This is a genomic window from Egicoccus sp. AB-alg2, assembly GCF_041821065.1.
Taxonomy (GTDB): domain Bacteria; phylum Actinomycetota; class Nitriliruptoria; order Nitriliruptorales; family Nitriliruptoraceae; genus Egicoccus.
This window is the reverse complement of the sequence record NZ_JBGUAX010000019.1, coordinates 17,709-33,917: the sequence shown is the minus strand read 5'-3', so window position 1 is coordinate 33,917 and position 16,209 is coordinate 17,709. Positions and strand designations below refer to the sequence as shown.

General features: G+C 73.3%; 19 protein-coding genes and 1 tRNA gene. 16 read left to right on the top strand and 4 right to left on the bottom strand.

Annotation, left to right across the window (positions count from 1 at the left end; genetic code table 11):
- Both ACERM0_RS22470 and ACERM0_RS22465 read left to right on the top strand, forming a co-directional pair.
- Positions 1–313, top strand: a 313-nt coding sequence (locus tag ACERM0_RS22470) for an integrase core domain-containing protein (protein ID WP_373680837.1), incomplete at its 5' end; no start/stop codon positions are given.
- A gap of 163 nt (positions 314–476) precedes the next feature.
- Entirely contained in the window at positions 477–893 is a 417-nt protein-coding gene (locus ACERM0_RS22465; RefSeq protein WP_373680836.1) for a hypothetical protein, read from the top strand.
- Positions 894–962: 69 nt separating this feature from the next.
- Here ACERM0_RS22465 and ACERM0_RS22460 read toward each other — a convergent pair whose 3' ends face one another.
- From ACERM0_RS22460 to ACERM0_RS22450, 3 genes are read right to left on the bottom strand one after another with little or no spacing between them, the layout of a single operon-like run.
- Positions 963–1,217, bottom strand: coding sequence for a heavy-metal-associated domain-containing protein (locus ACERM0_RS22460; protein ID WP_373680835.1), 255 nt, complete (start codon positions 1,215–1,217; stop codon positions 963–965).
- A gap of 34 nt (positions 1,218–1,251) precedes the next feature.
- Positions 1,252–2,319, bottom strand: a complete 1,068-nt coding sequence (locus ACERM0_RS22455) for a B12-binding domain-containing protein (protein WP_373680834.1) — start codon at positions 2,317–2,319, stop codon at positions 1,252–1,254.
- Positions 2,316–3,086, bottom strand: coding sequence for a hypothetical protein (locus tag ACERM0_RS22450; protein ID WP_373680833.1), 771 nt, complete (start codon positions 3,084–3,086; stop codon positions 2,316–2,318). Before ACERM0_RS22450 ends, ACERM0_RS22455 begins: the two co-directional genes overlap by 4 nt.
- A gap of 92 nt (positions 3,087–3,178) precedes the next feature.
- Here ACERM0_RS22450 and tadA point away from each other — a divergent pair, with 92 nt between their 5' ends.
- The 14 genes from tadA (at position 3,179) to ACERM0_RS22380 (ending at position 13,833) form a co-directional block, all read left to right on the top strand.
- Complete coding sequence (gene tadA, locus ACERM0_RS22445) at positions 3,179–3,640, top strand: tRNA adenosine(34) deaminase TadA (protein WP_373680832.1); 462 nt, start codon at positions 3,179–3,181, stop codon at positions 3,638–3,640.
- 322 nt (positions 3,641–3,962) lie between these two features.
- Positions 3,963–4,532 carry a dihydrofolate reductase family protein gene (locus tag ACERM0_RS22440; RefSeq protein WP_373680831.1) on the top strand — a complete coding sequence of 190 codons (570 nt, stop codon included), beginning with the start codon at positions 3,963–3,965 and terminating at the stop codon, positions 4,530–4,532.
- Positions 4,533–4,633: 101 nt separating this feature from the next.
- Entirely contained in the window at positions 4,634–5,812 is a 1,179-nt protein-coding gene (locus ACERM0_RS22435) for an alpha-hydroxy-acid oxidizing protein (protein ID WP_373680830.1), read from the top strand.
- Between the two features lie 57 nt (positions 5,813–5,869).
- Positions 5,870–5,958 (top strand) — tRNA-Ser (locus ACERM0_RS22430).
- A 145-nt stretch (positions 5,959–6,103) separates the two neighbouring features.
- Positions 6,104–6,436, top strand: coding sequence for a DnaJ domain-containing protein (locus ACERM0_RS22425; RefSeq protein WP_373680829.1), 333 nt, complete (start codon positions 6,104–6,106; stop codon positions 6,434–6,436).
- 117 nt (positions 6,437–6,553) lie between these two features.
- A complete protein-coding gene (locus tag ACERM0_RS22420) occupies positions 6,554–6,733 on the top strand; it encodes a DUF2273 domain-containing protein (protein WP_373680828.1) in 180 nt (59 codons plus the stop codon).
- A gap of 71 nt (positions 6,734–6,804) precedes the next feature.
- Positions 6,805–7,272: an Asp23/Gls24 family envelope stress response protein gene (locus ACERM0_RS22415; RefSeq protein WP_373680827.1), complete on the top strand. Its 468-nt coding sequence runs from the start codon at positions 6,805–6,807 to the stop codon at positions 7,270–7,272.
- The gene (locus tag ACERM0_RS22410; RefSeq protein WP_373680826.1) at positions 7,262–7,621 is read left to right on the top strand and encodes an Asp23/Gls24 family envelope stress response protein; all 360 of its coding nucleotides are present in this window, start codon (positions 7,262–7,264) and stop codon (positions 7,619–7,621) included. The genes ACERM0_RS22415 and ACERM0_RS22410 overlap by 11 nt, the downstream gene beginning before the upstream one ends.
- A 13-nt stretch (positions 7,622–7,634) precedes the next feature.
- Positions 7,635–8,174, top strand: coding sequence for a DUF6286 domain-containing protein (locus tag ACERM0_RS22405; protein WP_373680825.1), 540 nt, complete (start codon positions 7,635–7,637; stop codon positions 8,172–8,174).
- Positions 8,171–8,752 (top strand): hypothetical protein, encoded by a 582-nt coding sequence (locus ACERM0_RS22400; RefSeq protein WP_373680824.1) that lies wholly within the window; start codon positions 8,171–8,173, stop codon positions 8,750–8,752. Before ACERM0_RS22405 ends, ACERM0_RS22400 begins: the two co-directional genes overlap by 4 nt.
- A 185-nt stretch (positions 8,753–8,937) precedes the next feature.
- Positions 8,938–9,921, top strand: coding sequence for an SDR family NAD(P)-dependent oxidoreductase (locus tag ACERM0_RS22395; RefSeq protein ID WP_373680823.1), 984 nt, complete (start codon positions 8,938–8,940; stop codon positions 9,919–9,921).
- Positions 9,921–10,757: an alpha/beta fold hydrolase gene (locus ACERM0_RS22390; protein WP_373680822.1), complete on the top strand. Its 837-nt coding sequence runs from the start codon at positions 9,921–9,923 to the stop codon at positions 10,755–10,757. The genes ACERM0_RS22395 and ACERM0_RS22390 overlap by 1 nt, the downstream gene beginning before the upstream one ends.
- Before the next feature lie 44 nt (positions 10,758–10,801).
- Complete coding sequence (locus ACERM0_RS22385; protein WP_373680821.1) at positions 10,802–12,220, top strand: hypothetical protein; 1,419 nt, start codon at positions 10,802–10,804, stop codon at positions 12,218–12,220.
- Positions 12,217–13,833 carry a hypothetical protein gene (locus ACERM0_RS22380; RefSeq protein WP_373680820.1) on the top strand — a complete coding sequence of 539 codons (1,617 nt, stop codon included), beginning with the start codon at positions 12,217–12,219 and terminating at the stop codon, positions 13,831–13,833. The genes ACERM0_RS22385 and ACERM0_RS22380 overlap by 4 nt, the downstream gene beginning before the upstream one ends.
- A 91-nt stretch (positions 13,834–13,924) precedes the next feature.
- On the opposite strand, the gene ACERM0_RS22375 is transcribed toward ACERM0_RS22380, so the two are convergent.
- Positions 13,925–16,063 (bottom strand): beta-propeller domain-containing protein, encoded by a 2,139-nt coding sequence (locus ACERM0_RS22375; RefSeq protein WP_373680819.1) that lies wholly within the window; start codon positions 16,061–16,063, stop codon positions 13,925–13,927.
- Between the last annotated feature and the right edge of the window lie 146 nt (positions 16,064–16,209).

Genomic DNA, 16,209 nt, shown 5'->3' with positions numbered 1-16,209 from the left:
AGTCGAACGCGTGATGACCGACAACGCCCTGGCCTACGTCCGTTCGCGCGAGTTCGCCCAAGCCCTGACCGAAACCGGGGTGCGCCGCCACCTCCGGATCCGGCCCCGGCGGCCACAGACCAACGGCAAGGTCGAACGGTTCAACCAGACCTTGCGACGCGAGTGGGCCTACCAGCAGCTGTACCGCTCCAACGCCGCGCGCACCGCCAACCTTGACCGCTGGCTCCCCCGCTACAACCATCACCGTTTCCATCACGCAGTCGGTGGCCCGCCCATCACCCGTGTCAACAACGCTGCGATCTGCGACACCTAGCCGCGGCCACCTCCGGGGACGTCGGGACGCGGGACGTCTGCCCGGATGGGCAGGCGCGACGGTGGACAGCGCCACGAGCGCCGACTGTCATGGAGGCGAGGGCCGCGACGGCGGCCGACGTCCGAGGCCGCGAACGCCGCGGCCGACGTGCGAGGAGCCTCACGTGAGCGACAACATGCTCGTGTATCCGACCGAGAAGGTCGTCGGCGTGCTCGACGACCGCGGCCGCGTCGACGACCTGCGCCAGGCGCTGTCCGACGCGGGCGTGACCGACGTCGAGGTGCTGTCCGGTGACGAGGGCACCGAGCAGATCGATCCCGGCGGCGACGAGCACGGCGCGTTGGGCAAGGTGGTCCGCACGGTCCAGAAGGCGCTCGGCGACGAGGCGATCCGTCTCGAGAACCTCAACGACGAGCTCGAGCGCGGCAACCTCGTGGTCCAGGCCGGCCTGCCGTCGGAGGACGACGACGCCCGCGAGCAGGACAAGCGTCGCATCGGCGCCGTGATGCGCGAGCACGGCGTGCGGGCGATCGCCTTCTACGGCAAGAACCAGATCCAGGAGCTCACGCTGGACGCGTGACGCGGCCGTGAGACGGACGGATCCCGGGCCGACGGCCCGGGATCCGCTGGTGCTGGGCGGACGGCGAGATCACGGCATGGGGCCGGGGTGGCCGCCGGGCATCGAGGTGCCCTCACCGGTGACCCGCTCGACCTCGTAACCCGCGTCGCTGATCGCCTTGGTGACGGCGTCCTCCGACACGGTGCCTTCCACGATCACCGTCTTGTCCGGGATGTTCACGGTGCGTGAGCCGACGCCGGCCAGCTTGTCCAGCTCGGCCTCGATGGCGGCACGACAGTGGTCGCAGGAGATGTCGGGCACGTGGTAGGTGCGGGTGTTCAGCATGCGACGTCCTTTTGAGGTCGGACGCCAGTCTGCCTCAGTCGCCCGCGCCGCTCGACCGCGCATCCCGTACCAGCGTTCGGGCCTCGGGATGCTCGCCGAGCACCGTGTCCAGGGACTCCAGCTCGATCTCCAGCAGGGCCGGCGGCAGGCCCCGGCCGGCGTGCACCTCGGTCAGCCACGGCACCAGCGAGGTGAACACGGGCGGCTCGTCGACCAGCACCGCCGCGACGAGGTGGTCGTAGAGCTGCTCGAGGTCCTCGATGACGTGGTCGAGCAGGTCGTCGGGCACCTCGTCGAGCGCGTGCCAGCGCTCCTCGGCGGCCGAGAACGCCTCGTCGAGCAGGACCGTGCGACGGCGGCGCATGGCGTCCGTCTCCGCGCTGCGCAGCGCCGGGGTCCCGGTCGCACGGGCGCCCTCCTCGATCCAGCGCAACACGGTCTGGGCCCCGTCCTGCACGGACGAGGCGTGGGCCTCGGCGCCCAGCGCGCGGGCCCGCTGCGGTGAGCTGGCCCCGCCGCCGAGCAGCACCGGCAGCCCGGCGCTGTGGCCGGCCGCGACCGTGCGGGCGGCGCCGGTGAGGTTCGACGGCATGGTGACGCTGACGGCCAGGGCGTCCACCTGCAGGGCCGGCAGCGTGCGTGCGACGTCGCCGGCCGGCAGGCCGGCGCCGAGGAAGACCGTCTCCAGCCCGACCCGTGAGAACGCGTGGCCGGCCAGGCGGGCCGGCAGGGCGTGCCACTCGCCGTCGGCGGCCGCGATCGCGACCCGGCCGACGGCGGGGCGGTCGTCCACCGTCTCGTCGAGCGTCGCCAACACCGCCTCGGCGACGGCCGTGGCGGCGTGCTCCTGCGTGATGGTCCAGTGTCCCGCCTGCCACAGCTCGCCGACGTGGCGCTGGGCGAGCGCGAGCGCCTCGCGGATCTCGTCGGCGTCGCGGCCGCCGGTCAGCAGCTCGCGGGCGTGCACGGCCGCGCCGTGACGGTCGGCGAGCGAGAACAGCTCCACGAACGTGGCGACCAGCGCCGACTGGCGGTCGTCGAGCTGCGTGTGGCGGCTGAGGTCGATGACCGGCTCGGTGGACGGTCGCGGGTCAGCGGTCATGGGGCGTCCACCGTCTCGTCGTCGCTGCGGACCAGGCCGAGCCGCTCGCGCAGCCGTGCCAGGGCGTCGATCGGCCGGTCGGCCACGACCGTGACCGCGCCCCGCAGCGGCGCGTCGATCGTGTCCTCGCGGCGCCGCCAGCGCTGGTCGAGTCGGGTCAGCAGCTCCTGCGCCCGCGCCTCGTCGGACTGGGGCAGGACCGCGACCAGTGCGAGGCCGTGCAGGCGCCCGAGCCGTTCGTCCACGTCGAGTTCGCTGCGGACGTTGACGGCCAGCTGGTGCAGCAGGCTGCTCATGCGGGCGCCGCCATGGAGGCGCGCAACGGCTCCGTCCGGGTCCAGCACCAGGCCCGCCAGCACGTCACCGGCACGCGAGCGGGTGATCAGCCTGGTGGTGGCGGTGGCGTGAAGCGCGCCGGTGAGCTCGTCGTGCAGCGTAGGGTCGCCGCGTTCGGCCAGGCGCCACAGGCGATGGACCATCTGCTGGCCGTCCTCGACCAGGCCGGGCAGCACGTGCTCCAGCCGCGGGCGCGCCGGGTCGTCGGGCGCGGCCCAGGGCAGCAGCGGCCCGCGCACGCCGAGGCCGACGTCCATGTGCAGTACCTCGTCGCCCGCGATGTGGGCCGGCACGAGGGAGCCGCCGAGCTGGGCCACGGCGCGCTCCAGCGCCGCAACGACGTCTTCCGGCCGTTTGGCCCGCAGGATCGCTCGTTGCGCTCGAACGGTGACGTCGAGCAGCTGCAACTCGACCCCGGGGTGGTACTCCACGCTGTCCTCTGCGGGCCACTCCGCGTCCGACCCGTCCGCTGAACGTAGCGGCGGCGGGTCGTCCCCGCAGCGCGTCTAGCCTGCCGGCGAACATGGACGAGACCTGGATGCAGGCGGCGATCGCCGAGGCCGAGCGGGCCGCGGCGCACGACGACGTGCCCATCGGCGCGGTCGTCGTCCGCGACGGCGAGGTGATCGCCCGGGGCCACAACCGCCGCGAGGTGGACCAGGATCCAACGGCCCACGCGGAGATCCTCGCCCTGCGTGACGCGGCCGCCGTCGTCGGCTCCTGGCGCCTGGACGGTTGCACGCTGTACGTGACGCTGGAGCCGTGCACGATGTGCGCCGGGGCGCTCGTGCTGGCCCGCCTGCCGCGGCTGGTGTTCGGGGCCGACGACCCCAAGGCCGGCGCCGTCGGGGCCCTGTACGACGTGCCGCGCGACCCGCGGCTCAACCACCGGGTGGAGGTGGTGCGCGGGGTCGCGGCCGAGCGGTGCGGGCAGCTGCTGCGCGACTTCTTCGCGCGCCGCCGCAAGCCACGCCAGCTGCGCTGATCCGCGTCGATCCGCCGGCGCCCGCCCACTTCCTGGGCATGGCCAGGTTCCGAGCAGGCCGACCGCCGTGCCGGACGGCGCGACCGCCCACTTCCTGAGCATGGCCAGGTTTCGAGCAGGCCGACCGCCGGGCCGTGCGCCGAGCGTCGGGCACGAGGTCGAACGAGCGACGCACCGAGGCGCCTCACATCGCCGGCTCGACACGCCTGGAATCGCCAGCTCCTGCGGCGGTGGGATCGAGGCGCCGATGAGACATCGCGCCGGCAGTCGTCTGCATACGGTCCGGTGAACGCGCGGCGCCCATCGATGGAGAGCAAACGAGATGAGACCCCTTCGGTACTCGATCAACGTCACGCTCGACGGCTGCTGCCATCACGAGGCAGGGCTGCCCCCAGACGAGGAGTCGATGCGCTACTGGACCGCCGAGATGAGACGGGCCGATGCCCTGCTGTTCGGCCGGGTGACCTACGAGATGATGGAGTCGGCGTGGCGGCAGCCGGCCTCGGGCACGTGGCCGGACTGGATGGACGAGTGGGAGATCCCGTTCGCCGAGACCATCGACCGGGCAAAGAAGTACGTCGTGTCGAGCACACTGAGCGAGGTCGATTGGAATGCCGAGCTGGTGCGAGGCGACTTGGGACAAGCGGTTCAGCGGCTCAAGCACGAGCCAGGCGAGCGCCTGTTCGTGGGTGGCGTGACGCTCCCCCTGGCGTTGGCGGATCTGGACCTGATCGACGAGTACGAGTTCCTCGTGCAGCCGGTCCTTGCCGGACACGGGCCGACGTTGCTCGCCGGTCTGCGCGAGCGCATCCAGCTCGAACTCGTGGATCGCCAGGAGTTCCGGTCGGGGGCGGTCGCCCTGCGATACCGGCCCACGCGAGCTACGGCTTGACGTGATTGGTCCTGGCACGTTGCCGCGCTGACGCGTCGATCCACGGTCCGGGGCGGCGCCCGCCTACGGTGCGCGCAGCCGTCGTCGCGGAGAGGGGCGCCATGGGTTTCAACACGTTCCAGTACGAGCTGTACTTCGCCGGCATGGGCGGCAAGGTCCCGGATCTGCCGGTGACCTACGACGCGCTGGAGGCGGCGGCCCGCGAGGTGCTCGACGACCGGGCGTTCGGCTACGTCGCCGGCAGCGCCGGCGCCGAGCGCACCGCCGCCGCCAACCGGCAGGCCTTCGCGCGCTGGCGGTTCGTGCCCCGCATGCTCGTCGACGTCGCCGAGCGCGACCTGGACGTGGAGCTGTTCGGGCGCACCCTGCCCGCACCCCTGCTGGCCGGACCCGTCGGGGTGCAGTCGATCGTGCATCCCGAGGGCGAGAAGGCCGTCGCGCGCGCCCTCGCGTCGCTGGGGCTGCCCTCGATCCTGTCGACGGTGTCCTCGTTCCCGCTGGAGGAGGTGGCCGAGGCCGCCGGGGACGGGCCACGCTGGTTCCAGCTGTACTGGCCGGCGGAGGACCCGGTCACGGACAGCCTCGTGCAGCGGGCCGCCGACGCCGGCTACGAGGCGGTCGTGATCACCCTGGACACGCGCCTGCTCGCGTGGCGGCCGCGCGACCTGGCCACCGCCTACCTGCCGTTCCTGCACGCCGAGGGGCTGGCCAACTACCTCACCGACCCGACCTTCACGGCCGGCGTCGCCGAGCCCAATGAGCACCTGTCCGAGCAGCAGGCCGCGGTGATGCGGTGGATCCAGGTCTTCAGCGACCCGTCGCAGACCTGGCAGCACCTGCATGACTTCTGCGCCCGCTCACCGCTGCCGGTGCTGGTCAAGGGCATCCAGCACCCCGACGACGCCCGCCTGGCGATCGACGCCGGCGTCGTCGGGCTGGTCGTGTCCAACCACGGCGGCCGGCAGGTCGACAACGCCATCGGGTCGCTGGACGCCCTGCCGGGCGTGGTCGAGGCCGTCGGGGGCACGGTGCCGGTGCTGTTCGACAGTGGCGTGCGGTCGGGGGCCGACGCGGCCGTCGCCATCGCCCTCGGCGCGCGTGCGGTGCTGATCGGGCGGCCGTGGGTGTGGGGGCTCGCGCTGGCCGGCGAGGAGGGCGTGCGTCACGTCTTCCGGTGCCTGCTCGCGGACCTCGACCTGACCCTGGCGCTGGCCGGCATCCCGTCGGTGGCCGGGCTGACCCGTGACGTGCTCGTGCGCGCCGACACGCCCACCGGGTGACGCGGCCGGCCGCGGTTGCCGGTCGGGCCGGCGACGACGTACCCTCCCCGACCGTCTGGAGGGATCGCATAGTCCGGCCTAGTGCGCTCGCCTCGAAAGCGAGTAGGGGTTCACGCCCCTCGAGGGTTCGAATCCCTCTCCCTCCGCCGACACATCCCGCAGAGGCGGCCCCACGGGGCCGCCTCTCGCACGTCGGGGTTGGCACGGCGGCGCGCAGGTGTTCACCATCGGGTCACCACCTGGCGCGCCGACCGCGGTCGGTGCACGCCCATGAGGCGAGGCAGTTCCAGCGTGTCCCATGACCGTCCGCGCAGCACCGCCGAGGCGCGCCGCCTCCTCGGCGTTTCCGCGACGGCCGGTGAGCGCGAGGTCCTCGCGGCCTATCGACGACTCGCGCGGCGTCTGCACCCGGACGCCGGTGGCGACCCGCAGGCCTTCGCAACGCTCACCGCGGCCCGTGACCTGCTGCTGGCGGCCTCGCGACCGGCGACGCGCGTCGACGCCCGGCACGTCACCGACCCGGCCCGCCGGCTGACGGTGCGTCGGCGGCGCGGGCGCCGCCTGCTGCGCGCCATCCGTCGTGGGGTCGTTCGAAAGCCCAGGGTCCGGCGTTCGTTGCAGTGATGGCTCCCGATCGGCCATGACCACCCGCGGGAGGGTCCCGCATGCTGGTCTTGTTCGGGTGACCGGGAAGCGGGCAGTCGCGGGACGGTGAGCTGCCCGGGACGACTCGAGGTGGACATGACCGCCATCCGTTTCGGAGCGCTCGTCGGGCTGGTGCTGGGGTCGATCTGGGTCTTCGCCGGCTTCCTGTCGGCGCTCCTCGTCGGCGTCCTCGCCGCCGCGGGTGCCGTGATCGCCGCGGTGACGACCGGGCGCGTGGACCTGGCCGAGTACCTGGGTCATCAGCACGAGACCTGAGCCTGCTGGTCGCTCCCGGTCGACCCGCCCAGACGCCCATGCAGCGGAGTCATCGGACGAAGGAGCAGCCCATGAGCAGTACGCCCGCCGCAGCAGAGCCGTCGAGCACCGAGCGACGAGGCGGCCCGTCGACCGAGGTGGCGCGCCACGAAGGGGACCGGGGTACGACGACCATCGACGACAACGTCGTCGCCAAGATCGTCGCGATCGCCGCCCGGGAGGTCAATGGTGTGGCGTCGCTCGGCGGCGCGGTGAGCGGCGCGATCGCGGACGTGGTCGGCCGCATCCGCGGTGACGAGCACCGGACGGCCGGGGTCGGGGTCGAGGTCGGCACCCGCCAGGCCGCAGCTGATCTGACCCTCACCGTCCAGTATCCGGCGACGATCCAGGAGGTCGCCTCCTCGGTGCGTCAGAACGTCATCGACCGCGTCGAGGAACTCACCGGCCTGGAGGTCGTCGAGGTCAACATCGCCGTCACCGATCTGCGGTTCGGCGACGAGGACGACGAGGGCGCCGAAGAGGAACGCCGTGTCGAATGAGACCGCGCCACCGCGTCGGGTGGCGATCGCTCGCGCGGCGGTCGAGGCCGCGCAGGCCACGCCCGGGGTGGCACGCCTCGACGGAGGCGCGCTGGGTGAGTTCGCGACGTATGCGGACGGCGAGCCGGTGGAAGGCGTCCGGGTCGTCCTGGAGGCGCCCATCACCGTCCGCCTCCGCCTCGTCGCCACCTACGGCTACGAGTTGCCGGCGCTGGCCAGCGCCGTGAGTCGGGCCGTCCGCGAGCGGGTGGGCCCGGCGGACGAACCACTGCGGATCGACATCCGATTCGTCGACCTCGAGTCGGGCGAGCCGGCGGGTCGCGGGAACGGCTCGCCAGAGCGATCGTGACGGGGGTGAACGCATGGTGCCGCGGGTGGTGGAGCGCCTGGTGGCCCTCGTCTTCTGGGGGGCCGTGACGGCGCTGGCCGTCGTGGTCGCCACCGACGTCGTGCTCGCCAACCTGGGGCGACCGGAGCGTCTGGTGGACGTCGACGCGGTGCGGGACGCCATCGGCGGGTTCGCGTTGACGTCGACCGAAGGTGTGCTGGTCGCCGCGCTCCTCCTCGTGCTGGGTCTGGCACTGCTCGCGCTGCAGTTCGTCCCCCGGGGACGGCGCGCCTTCCAACACCATGCGACCGAGCGGGTCACGGTGATGCTCGAGCGTCGTGGCCTCGAGCGGCGTCTGGCGGCCACCGCCGAGGGTGACGAGGACGTTCGGAGCGCCCGGGTGCGGATCCGGCGACGAGCGAGGGTTCGGGTCTATCGCGTGGAGGGCACCGACGACCGTTCGCTCCGGCAGCGGCTGCGCACCGCGCTGCGGGCACAACTCGACGAGCTCGTGGCCCGTCGCGCGCCGCGCGTGCGCCTCGACGTGAGATCCAGCGGGGGGCGGGTGCGATGACCAGGGGGACCGGCCGGCTGTTCGGGTTCGGCGATCGGCTCGTCACGACGATCCTCGGCCTGATCCTCGCCGCGGCCGGTGCCGCGGTGCTGCTCGCCGCGGCTGGCGTGTTCTCGTTGCCGACGACGACCGAACTGCTGCAGACGACGGAGGATCTCGTGGCAACGTGGCCACCTGCGGCGGTCGTGGCGGTCGCCGTCGTGGTCGCGATCCTCGGGCTGGTCCTCGTGCTGCGTCACCTGCTGCCGGCGCGCCGACCTCGGGCGGTGACCGAGCTCGACCTGGCCACGTCGCCCGGACCGCACCGGACACGGCTGCGAGGGGCCGCGCTCGCGAAAGCCGTCGAGCGAGACCTGGCCCGCGGGCCCGATGTGCGTGAGGTCACCGCCCGGGTGGTCGACGACGAGCCGGTGCAGGTCGAGGCGCGGGTCGCCACCTCGGTCTCCAGCGACCTGACCGCGCTTCGTGAACACGCCGCCGCCGTCAGCGAGCGCATGGCCGAGGCGCTGGGCCGGTCGGACTGCCGACTGCACCTGCGGGTGCGCTTCGTCGACGCTGCCGACGGGCGCGTGCAGTAGCGCGCCGGCACGCCGAGACGGGCGCGGCTGGGCCGCAGCTTCAGGCGCCGACCAGCAAGTCCCGTCCCATCGGCAGGAACACGCTCGACGAACGTCGGGTGTCCGGGGGGCCCCGACACGGCGCGTGCCGCATGCCACCTTGGCCGGCCAAGCGACCAGTCGTGCCAGCGGAAGGTGGACACACCGTGGGGACCAAACTCAAGGACGCCGTCGTCGTCGTGACCGGGGCCTCCAGCGGCATCGGACGCGCCACCGTCAAGGGCCTGCTGCAGGTGGGCAGCACCGTGGTGGCCGTGGCACGTCGCGAACAGGCACTGCAGGACCTCGCCCAGGAGGTCGACGGCTCGACGCGTGAGCGCCTGCACGTCGAGGCACTGGACGTCACCGACGCCGCCGCCGTCGAACGCCTCGCCAAGGACACGGTCGGGCGCTTCGGCCGGCTGGACGCCTGGGTCAACAACGCCGCGGTGAACCAGTACGGGCGCTTCGAGGAGCTGCCGCTGGACGAGTGGAAGCGCGTCGTCGAGGTGAACCTGTTCGGCTACGCCAACGGCGCGCGGGCCGCGCTGCCCTGGTTCCGCGAGCAGGGCCACGGTGTGCTCGTCAACGTCGGCTCCGTGCTCTCCAAGGTCCCGGCGCCGTTGCAGAGCGCCTACGTGGCCAGCAAGTACGCGATCCGGGGACTCACCGAGTCGCTGCGTCAGGAGACCCAGGACGCCAAGGGCATCGGCATCGCGCTGATCATGCCCGGCCCGGTCGACACGCCGCTGTTCCAGCACGCCGCCAACCGCACCGGCAAGCGGGTCAAGCCACCGGAGCCGACCGTCGACGCCACGCGGGTCGCGGCGGCCATCATCAAGAACCTCAAGCACCCGCGCCGCGAGGTACCGGTCAGCGCCGCCACGCGCCCGGCCCTGTTCTTCATGAAGGTGCTGCCCGGCACGACCGAGCGGGTGGCGGCCAAGGCCATGGCGGCCTCCCACCTGACCGACGAGGCCGAGGCGCCGACCGCCGGCAACCTCTTCGAGCCCGTCCCGGCCGGCATCTCCGTCAGCGGCGGCTGGAAGCCGTCCCGGGCGGGTCACCCCGGCCGCACGCTGGCCATCGTCGGTGGCGTCGGTGCGGCTGCGGCCGCCACCGCTGTCGGCCTGAAGAAGCGGGCCGCCTGATGGCCACGCACACGGCCGCCCATGCCCCACCTTCGCCGCGCTGGCACGAGGTCCGTGCCGGGCGCTGGCGCACGGCCAGCCGCATCTGGCAACGGCACGACACGACCGGCCGACGGCCGGTCGTGCTCGTTCACGGGCTGGTGGTCAGCAGCGCCTACCACGTGCCGCTCGCCGAGCGCCTCGCCGGCCGCTGGACCGTCCACGCCCCGGACCTGCCCGGCTTCGGGCGCAGCGAACGACCCGAGCAGGCGCTGGACACCCGCGGCCTCGGCCGCGCCCTGATCGACTGGATGGACGCACGCGGCCTGACCGGCACGGCGCTGGTCGCCAACAGCTACGGATGCCAGGTCGTGGCCGAGGCGCTGCTGGCCCGCCCCGACCTGGCCGACCGGCTCGTGCTGCTGGGCCCCACCATGGACCCGCGCGCCCGCCGCTACGACGAACAGCTGCGCCGCTGGCGGCTGGAGCAGAAGACCCAGAGCCGGGCCCTGCAGCGGCTGCTCGTGCGCGACTACCTCACCGCCGGGATCCCCCGCGCGCTGGCGACCTTCCGCCACGCCATGAACGACGCGATCGAGGACAAGCTGCCCTACCTCGACGCCCCGGCCCTGGTGGTCCGCGGCACCCGCGACCCGATCGTCGAGGACCGCTGGGCGGTCGAGGTGAGCCGTCTGCTCCCCGACGCCCGGCTGTGCCGGCTGCCGGGCGCGACCCACGCCGTCAACCACGAGATGCCGCTGCAGACCGCGCGCGTGGTCACCCACTTCCTCGACAACCCCGACGTGGCCGTCACGGCCGACGGCGCGTCACCCGCCGCCGCGGCCTCAGCGGCCTGACCCGACCCCGACACCCGCACCCGAGAAAGGACGTGCACCTCCTCATGGCCTCCCCTCCGAGCTACGTGGCCGACTTCGACTCCGCGACCGCAATGGCCCAGGCGACCGCCGCCTACCTGCGCGGCGAGGACTGGCCGGCACTCGGCAACCCGAAGCTGCTGGAACCGCCGGTCTCCATCGCCAACATCCTGCCCCGCAAGGCCCGCGAGCAGATCTTCATCGCCTCCGGTGCTCTGGAGACGACCTCGCCGAAGAAGATGGGCGACATCGACCTGGACGGCATCGGCGAATGGCTGCTGGAGGAGTACCCGGATCGCCGCTACCCGGCGGTGGCGCTGGGCTCCTCGAGCGGCGCGGCCGTCTTCCTCGACGCCGCCCTGGGCGCGCCGTGGCTGCCCCAGACGGTGTTCCTGCCGGTGCGCCATCCGGTCCACCCCGACGACCCCACCAAGGCGATGGAGCAGGGCATCGAGTCCGGCCGCGCGCTGGTGGAGGCCAACCCGGACTGGCAGCTGCACCACATGCACGACGCCAACCAGGACCGCCTGATGGTGCGGATCCTGACCTACTTCCGGGTCAAGCGCCGCAACCTCGGCGCCGGCTACGAACAGTTCCTGGCCGACCGTCTGCCACCCGGCGGCACCATCCTGCTCTACGAGTGCCGCACCACCTGGAAGACGACCCGCATCGGCGAACGGCACGTGTTCCAGCACGGTGCCGTCGGCGGGGCGACCGAGGACGAGTTCCACGAGGGCAGCGAGCGGGTCGAGGAGTACCTCGAACGCTACGACTCGCCGAAGCGCGTCTGGGACGGACCCGAGCCCGACACCCTCAGCCCCGAGGCGGAGTGGGGCTTCGAGGAGGCGTTGCGCGACGACGTGCTGCGCCTGGCCAAGGAACGCCGCTACACGGTGCGACGGATCGTGTTCGACGGCCCCGACGACCTCAGCCCGCTGGTCGCCGACCTCTACCGGTGGTGGTACCGGCGCCGACGGATCCCCGCCAACCGGCTCATGGTGACCTCGTTCGTCATCAACGACCCGATGCAGACCCTGCGCACCGGTTCCGTGCCGTACTGGATGCGCTTCAACATGAAGCCGTCGCTGGAGGCGCTGCACCACTTCCTCGACGAACGCGAGCCATTCGACGACATCCACCTCGCGCTGTTCCAGCACGGGGTCCACGCCGTCGGCATCCCCTCGCCGGACGACTGGAAGGCCCTGCTCGACCGGGCCCGACGCGAGGGCTCGACGCTGGGCGCGGACCTCGACGAGTTCCCCCACGACTTCGCCCACTACGCCAAGTACAACCGGGCGATGAAGAAGCTGCCGGCGCAGTACCCGATCCCGGGGCCGCTGTCGCTGGCGGAGTTCGACGAGTTCCTGGCGCAGGCGCCGCGCTACGAGCGCACCTTCGTCGAGGACATCACCCCCGACGGTGAGCGTCACACCGTCCTCGGATGACGCTTCGCTGGCCGTCGCGCCCGGGCGTGGCCGCCTACGCCACGCTCGTGGCGCTGGTCACGCTCGGCGTGGCGAGCGGATGGGTGCCACGGTGGTCGGGCGCCGTCCATCTCGTCGCCCTGCCGCCCCTGGACGTGGCCGCCGACGCCCGCTGGTTGCTCGCCCGGGCCACCAGCTGGCCGCTGGCGGTGGCGGCCGGCGCGGCGCTGTTCGCGGTGCGCGTGGCGACCATGGCGGTCCTGCTGGGTGGCCGACGGCCGCGCTGGCGGCTCGCGCTCACCTTCTACGCCGTGGCCTGGCTGCCGATGGTGCTGGCCGCCCAGCTCGACTTCATCGCCCACGCCGCCCTGTACTCGCGGCTGTTCGGCGCCGGACTGTTCGTGTTGACGGCCGTGTTCGTGCTGCTCGCGGCGACACCGTGGTCGGCCGGGCACGCGGCGACGGTCGGTCGGGCCGCCGCCGGCGGTGACCCGGTGCCCGACCGGCTCGGCGTCGCCTGGCGCGGTGCGCTGCGGGCCGGGCTGCGTCTGCCGGTGCTGACCGTCTACGCGCTGGCGCTGGTCGGGCTGGGGACGCTGGCGGAAGCGACCCGGCCGGTCGGCCTCGTCGTGTCGGTGCCGGTCTCGGGGGTGCTGACGCTGTTGGCGATCGGCCGGCTGCGCGCGCCGGTGCCGCGCCGGCCGCTGGTCGCAGCCGCGGTGGTGACCGGGATCGGTGTGGTGCTGGCCGCGGTCACCGTCGTCACCCGTGACGCCCCGTGGACGGCCTCCACCTCGCAGCGCGACGGCACGGCGGTGATCATGTCGGGCATCAACTCCTCGTCCGGGGAGGGCGCGATCTTCACCTTGCAGCCCCCGTTCGTCGGCTACACCTGCGAGCAGTTCGTCTACTACTCGTACGCCGGTCCGGGCGACGGGCAGCCGCAGGGCGTCGCCGTCTGCCCGATCGAGACCGGTGCGCCCTACGAGCCCGAGGACACCCAACGGCCGTTCGCCGAGCAGGTCGAACAGCTGGGGCTGCAGACCGCCGACCTCGAGCCGCCGATCGTGGTGTTCGCCCATTCGCAGGCGGCCTGGGTCGCCTGGCAGGCCGCGGCCGAGGACCGCATCGACGGGCTGGCCGCGCTGGTCCTCCTCGGGCCGTTCCCGACCAGCCCGCTGGCCTTCCCACCACCCGGCGAGCACGGCCCGGGCATCGTCGGTGGCGACCTGTTCCGGCTGCTCGTGCCGCTGGCGGACCTGGTGGACTTCGACTTCCTGGTCGACGCACCGCTGACCCGGGAGATGCTGGCCTCACCCGACGCCGCCAGCGACGTGTTCAGCCAGCCGTTGCCCGACGACGTCGAGGTGTTGGCGGCCACCGCGTCCAGCGACCTGGCCGTCATGCCCGACGGCTGGCGCATCGACGGGGCGATCGACGTGTGCCCGATCCGTGAGGCCCACCCCTACCTGCCGATCACCCCGCACTTCCACCGCGCCGCCGACCGGTTCCTGGACGGCGAGGTCCTGGAGGACCCGCCGGCGGACGGGCCGGGCCAGCTCGGCTGTCCGCCCTGGCCCGAGCTGTACCGCGTCGGGGCCCAGCCCTTCGGTGCGCCGCCCGCGGACCGGTGACCCGGGCCGACGGGCGCGGTCCGCCGCCGGCCGCCGGTCACGCGCCGGCCGCCGGTCACGCGCCGGCCGCCGGCCACGCGTCGGCCGCCGGTCACGCGCCGAAGCGGTGCCAGCCGAGGTCCTGCAGCGTGTCGAGGTCGTGGGTCGCCACCCCGGCCCGGGAGATCGTCAGCAACCGGTCGCCCCGCACGAGCGTGCGGTTGATCGCGCCGCGCCACACCCACTCGCCGGGGTGCAGACCGCCGAGTGCCGCGTCGGGGTCGGCAGTCGTCGACCCGAACAGGTCCGGGTCGCCGCCGGCGTCGGCGAAGTCGCGCCGCAGCTGCGCCAGGTGCGACAGCCGGCCCGTCTCGGCGATGCCGCCGTCCCGGCTGACGGTGAACGCCAGCGCGCCGGACTCGCTGTCCTCCTCGTGGGTCTCCTCGTCCCAGCTCCAGCGCTGGAAGGGCACGACCGTCAGCCCGGTCGCCGGCCAGTGCAGGAACGCGTGGTGGTCCCACTCCACCTCGCTGTGGCCGTCGGTGACCGTGAGCTGGTCCAGACGCTGCGGTGCGGCGGGGTCGGACACGTCGAACAGCGACAGCTGCATGCCCAGGGTCATGCCGCGCTCGTCGGCGTCCTGGCCGACCCCCAGCAGCAGGTCGTCGCCCATCGGGTGCAGGTAGGCGGAGTAGCCGGTGATCTTCAACTCGCCGGTCGCCCGCGGGTTCGCCGGGTCGGCGAGGTCGATGGTGTACAGCGGGTCCGTCTCGCGGAAGGTCACGACGTAGCCGACGTCGCCGAGGAAGCGCACCGCGTAGATCCGCTCGGTCGGGCCGAGCCCGTCGACCTGCCCGACGAGCGGCAGGCCGGGGTCGGACACGTCCAGGACGCTGACCAGGCTCTGCGACGGTTCGCCGGCGCCGCCCCACCAGCTGGTGTCGCCGACGGTGGTCGCGACGCGCAGGTGGCCGGCGTGCTCCGACATCGCCCACTGGTTCAGCAGTCGGCCGGGCACCTCGCCCGAGGCGAGGTAGCGGGTCCCCCCGGGGTCGGTGATGTCGAAAGCGTGGATCTCCGTGACGGTGCGTTCGGCCTCCCGCCGTGCCTCGCGCTCGGACAGCGATTCCCAGTCCACCCAGCGGGTGGTCGCGACGAACAGCCGCTCCGCCGACGCGTAGACCGTGTCGCCGCCGGCCAGGACGCCGACCCCGCCATCGTCCGGCAGCAGCCCGCCGTCGGCGACGTCGACGGTCAGCACCGACAGCGTCCCCAGGCCGGCGAAGACGTCGGGGCGGGCGATCTGGTCGCAGGCCAGCAGCGTGCGTTCGGTGCTGTCCCCGTCGGCGGTCTCGTGTACGAAGTAGGGGATCCAGTCCTCGGCCGCGGACTCGCGGACGAGCTGCCGGTTGGCGTCCAGGGCGCGCCGCTCGGCCCGCAGGCCGGCGCCCTCGGGGTGCACCCACGGCAGGTTCAGGCCGGCTTCCGTGCGGATGACCACGCGGGCCACGCCGTCCACGAGCCGGGCGGAGACGGTGGCACCGTCGACCGTCAGCCGCTCCAGCACCCGTGGCGTCGACGGGTCGGCGACGTCGACCAGCGTGACGGTCGTGACGCTGCCGCCGTGCGGCAGCACGTCGCCGATGCGTTCGCCGGCGAAGGGCAGCACCCCGTAGGTGGACGAGGTGACGAGCAGCCGGTCGCCGTCCAGCAGCAGCTGCGCGTCCCAGCTGTCGCGCATCTGCAGCGAGCCCAGCTCGACCGGGTCCTCGCCGGTGATGTCCAGGACCCGCAGACGGGTGTCGTCGACGAGGTAGAGCACGTTGCCGTCGGTCTTGACACGGTCGGGTTCGTCGACGCCGGCCTCCTGCACGTTCGTGCCGCTGTAGTCCACCCCCGGCTCCGGGGCGGCCATCGTCGCGGCGTCGCCGCTCGCCCGCTCGCCGCCGGCGTCGGCCGCCGCCTCTTCTTCCATCGCCATGCCGACGTCCCAGCCGCGCCAGCCCCCGATACCCCACGGCGTGACGACCTCCAGCGCCTGCTCCCGTACGTGGGCGAGGTAGTCGTCGCAGGCGGCGAACGGCGTCAACGCGGCGGCCATCTGCAGGTCGTCGGGCAGCACGAACGCCCCGCCGTCGGTCGAACGCGCGGGTTCGCGCTCGCCGAGGCCGAGCCGCTCCGGCGGGGGTTCGCCGGTGCAGGCGACGAGCAGCAGCAGCAGCGTCAGCGGGATGGCGGTCAGGCGGCGCATCACGGGCTCCTCGGCGGGCGTCCGCACGGTGGGACGTGCCCGACCGGGGTCTGGTTCCCGCGCAGGTCCGCCGGGGGCGAGGAGGTCCGCCGGGGCCGAGGAGGTCCGCCTGGGGCGACGAGGTCCGTTCGCGGCCGAGGAGGCTC

Coding starts and splice junctions, on each gene's coding strand:
- ACERM0_RS22385 (WP_373680821.1), top strand. CDS start 10,802: ATGGCCTCCCCTCCGAGCTACGTGGCCGACTTCGACTCCGCGACCGCA.
- ACERM0_RS22405 (WP_373680825.1), top strand. CDS start 7,635: ATGGTGCCGCGGGTGGTGGAGCGCCTGGTGGCCCTCGTCTTCTGGGGG.
- ACERM0_RS22380 (WP_373680820.1), top strand. CDS start 12,217: ATGACGCTTCGCTGGCCGTCGCGCCCGGGCGTGGCCGCCTACGCCACG.
- ACERM0_RS22440 (WP_373680831.1), top strand. CDS start 3,963: ATGAGACCCCTTCGGTACTCGATCAACGTCACGCTCGACGGCTGCTGC.
- ACERM0_RS22455 (WP_373680834.1), bottom strand. CDS start 2,319: ATGACCGCTGACCCGCGACCGTCCACCGAGCCGGTCATCGACCTCAGC.
- ACERM0_RS22390 (WP_373680822.1), top strand. CDS start 9,921: ATGGCCACGCACACGGCCGCCCATGCCCCACCTTCGCCGCGCTGGCAC.
- ACERM0_RS22435 (WP_373680830.1), top strand. CDS start 4,634: ATGGGTTTCAACACGTTCCAGTACGAGCTGTACTTCGCCGGCATGGGC.
- ACERM0_RS22400 (WP_373680824.1), top strand. CDS start 8,171: ATGACCAGGGGGACCGGCCGGCTGTTCGGGTTCGGCGATCGGCTCGTC.
- ACERM0_RS22460 (WP_373680835.1), bottom strand. CDS start 1,217: ATGCTGAACACCCGCACCTACCACGTGCCCGACATCTCCTGCGACCAC.
- tadA (WP_373680832.1), top strand. CDS start 3,179: ATGGACGAGACCTGGATGCAGGCGGCGATCGCCGAGGCCGAGCGGGCC.
- ACERM0_RS22375 (WP_373680819.1), bottom strand. CDS start 16,063: ATGCGCCGCCTGACCGCCATCCCGCTGACGCTGCTGCTGCTGCTCGTC.
- ACERM0_RS22420 (WP_373680828.1), top strand. CDS start 6,554: ATGACCGCCATCCGTTTCGGAGCGCTCGTCGGGCTGGTGCTGGGGTCG.
- ACERM0_RS22415 (WP_373680827.1), top strand. CDS start 6,805: ATGAGCAGTACGCCCGCCGCAGCAGAGCCGTCGAGCACCGAGCGACGA.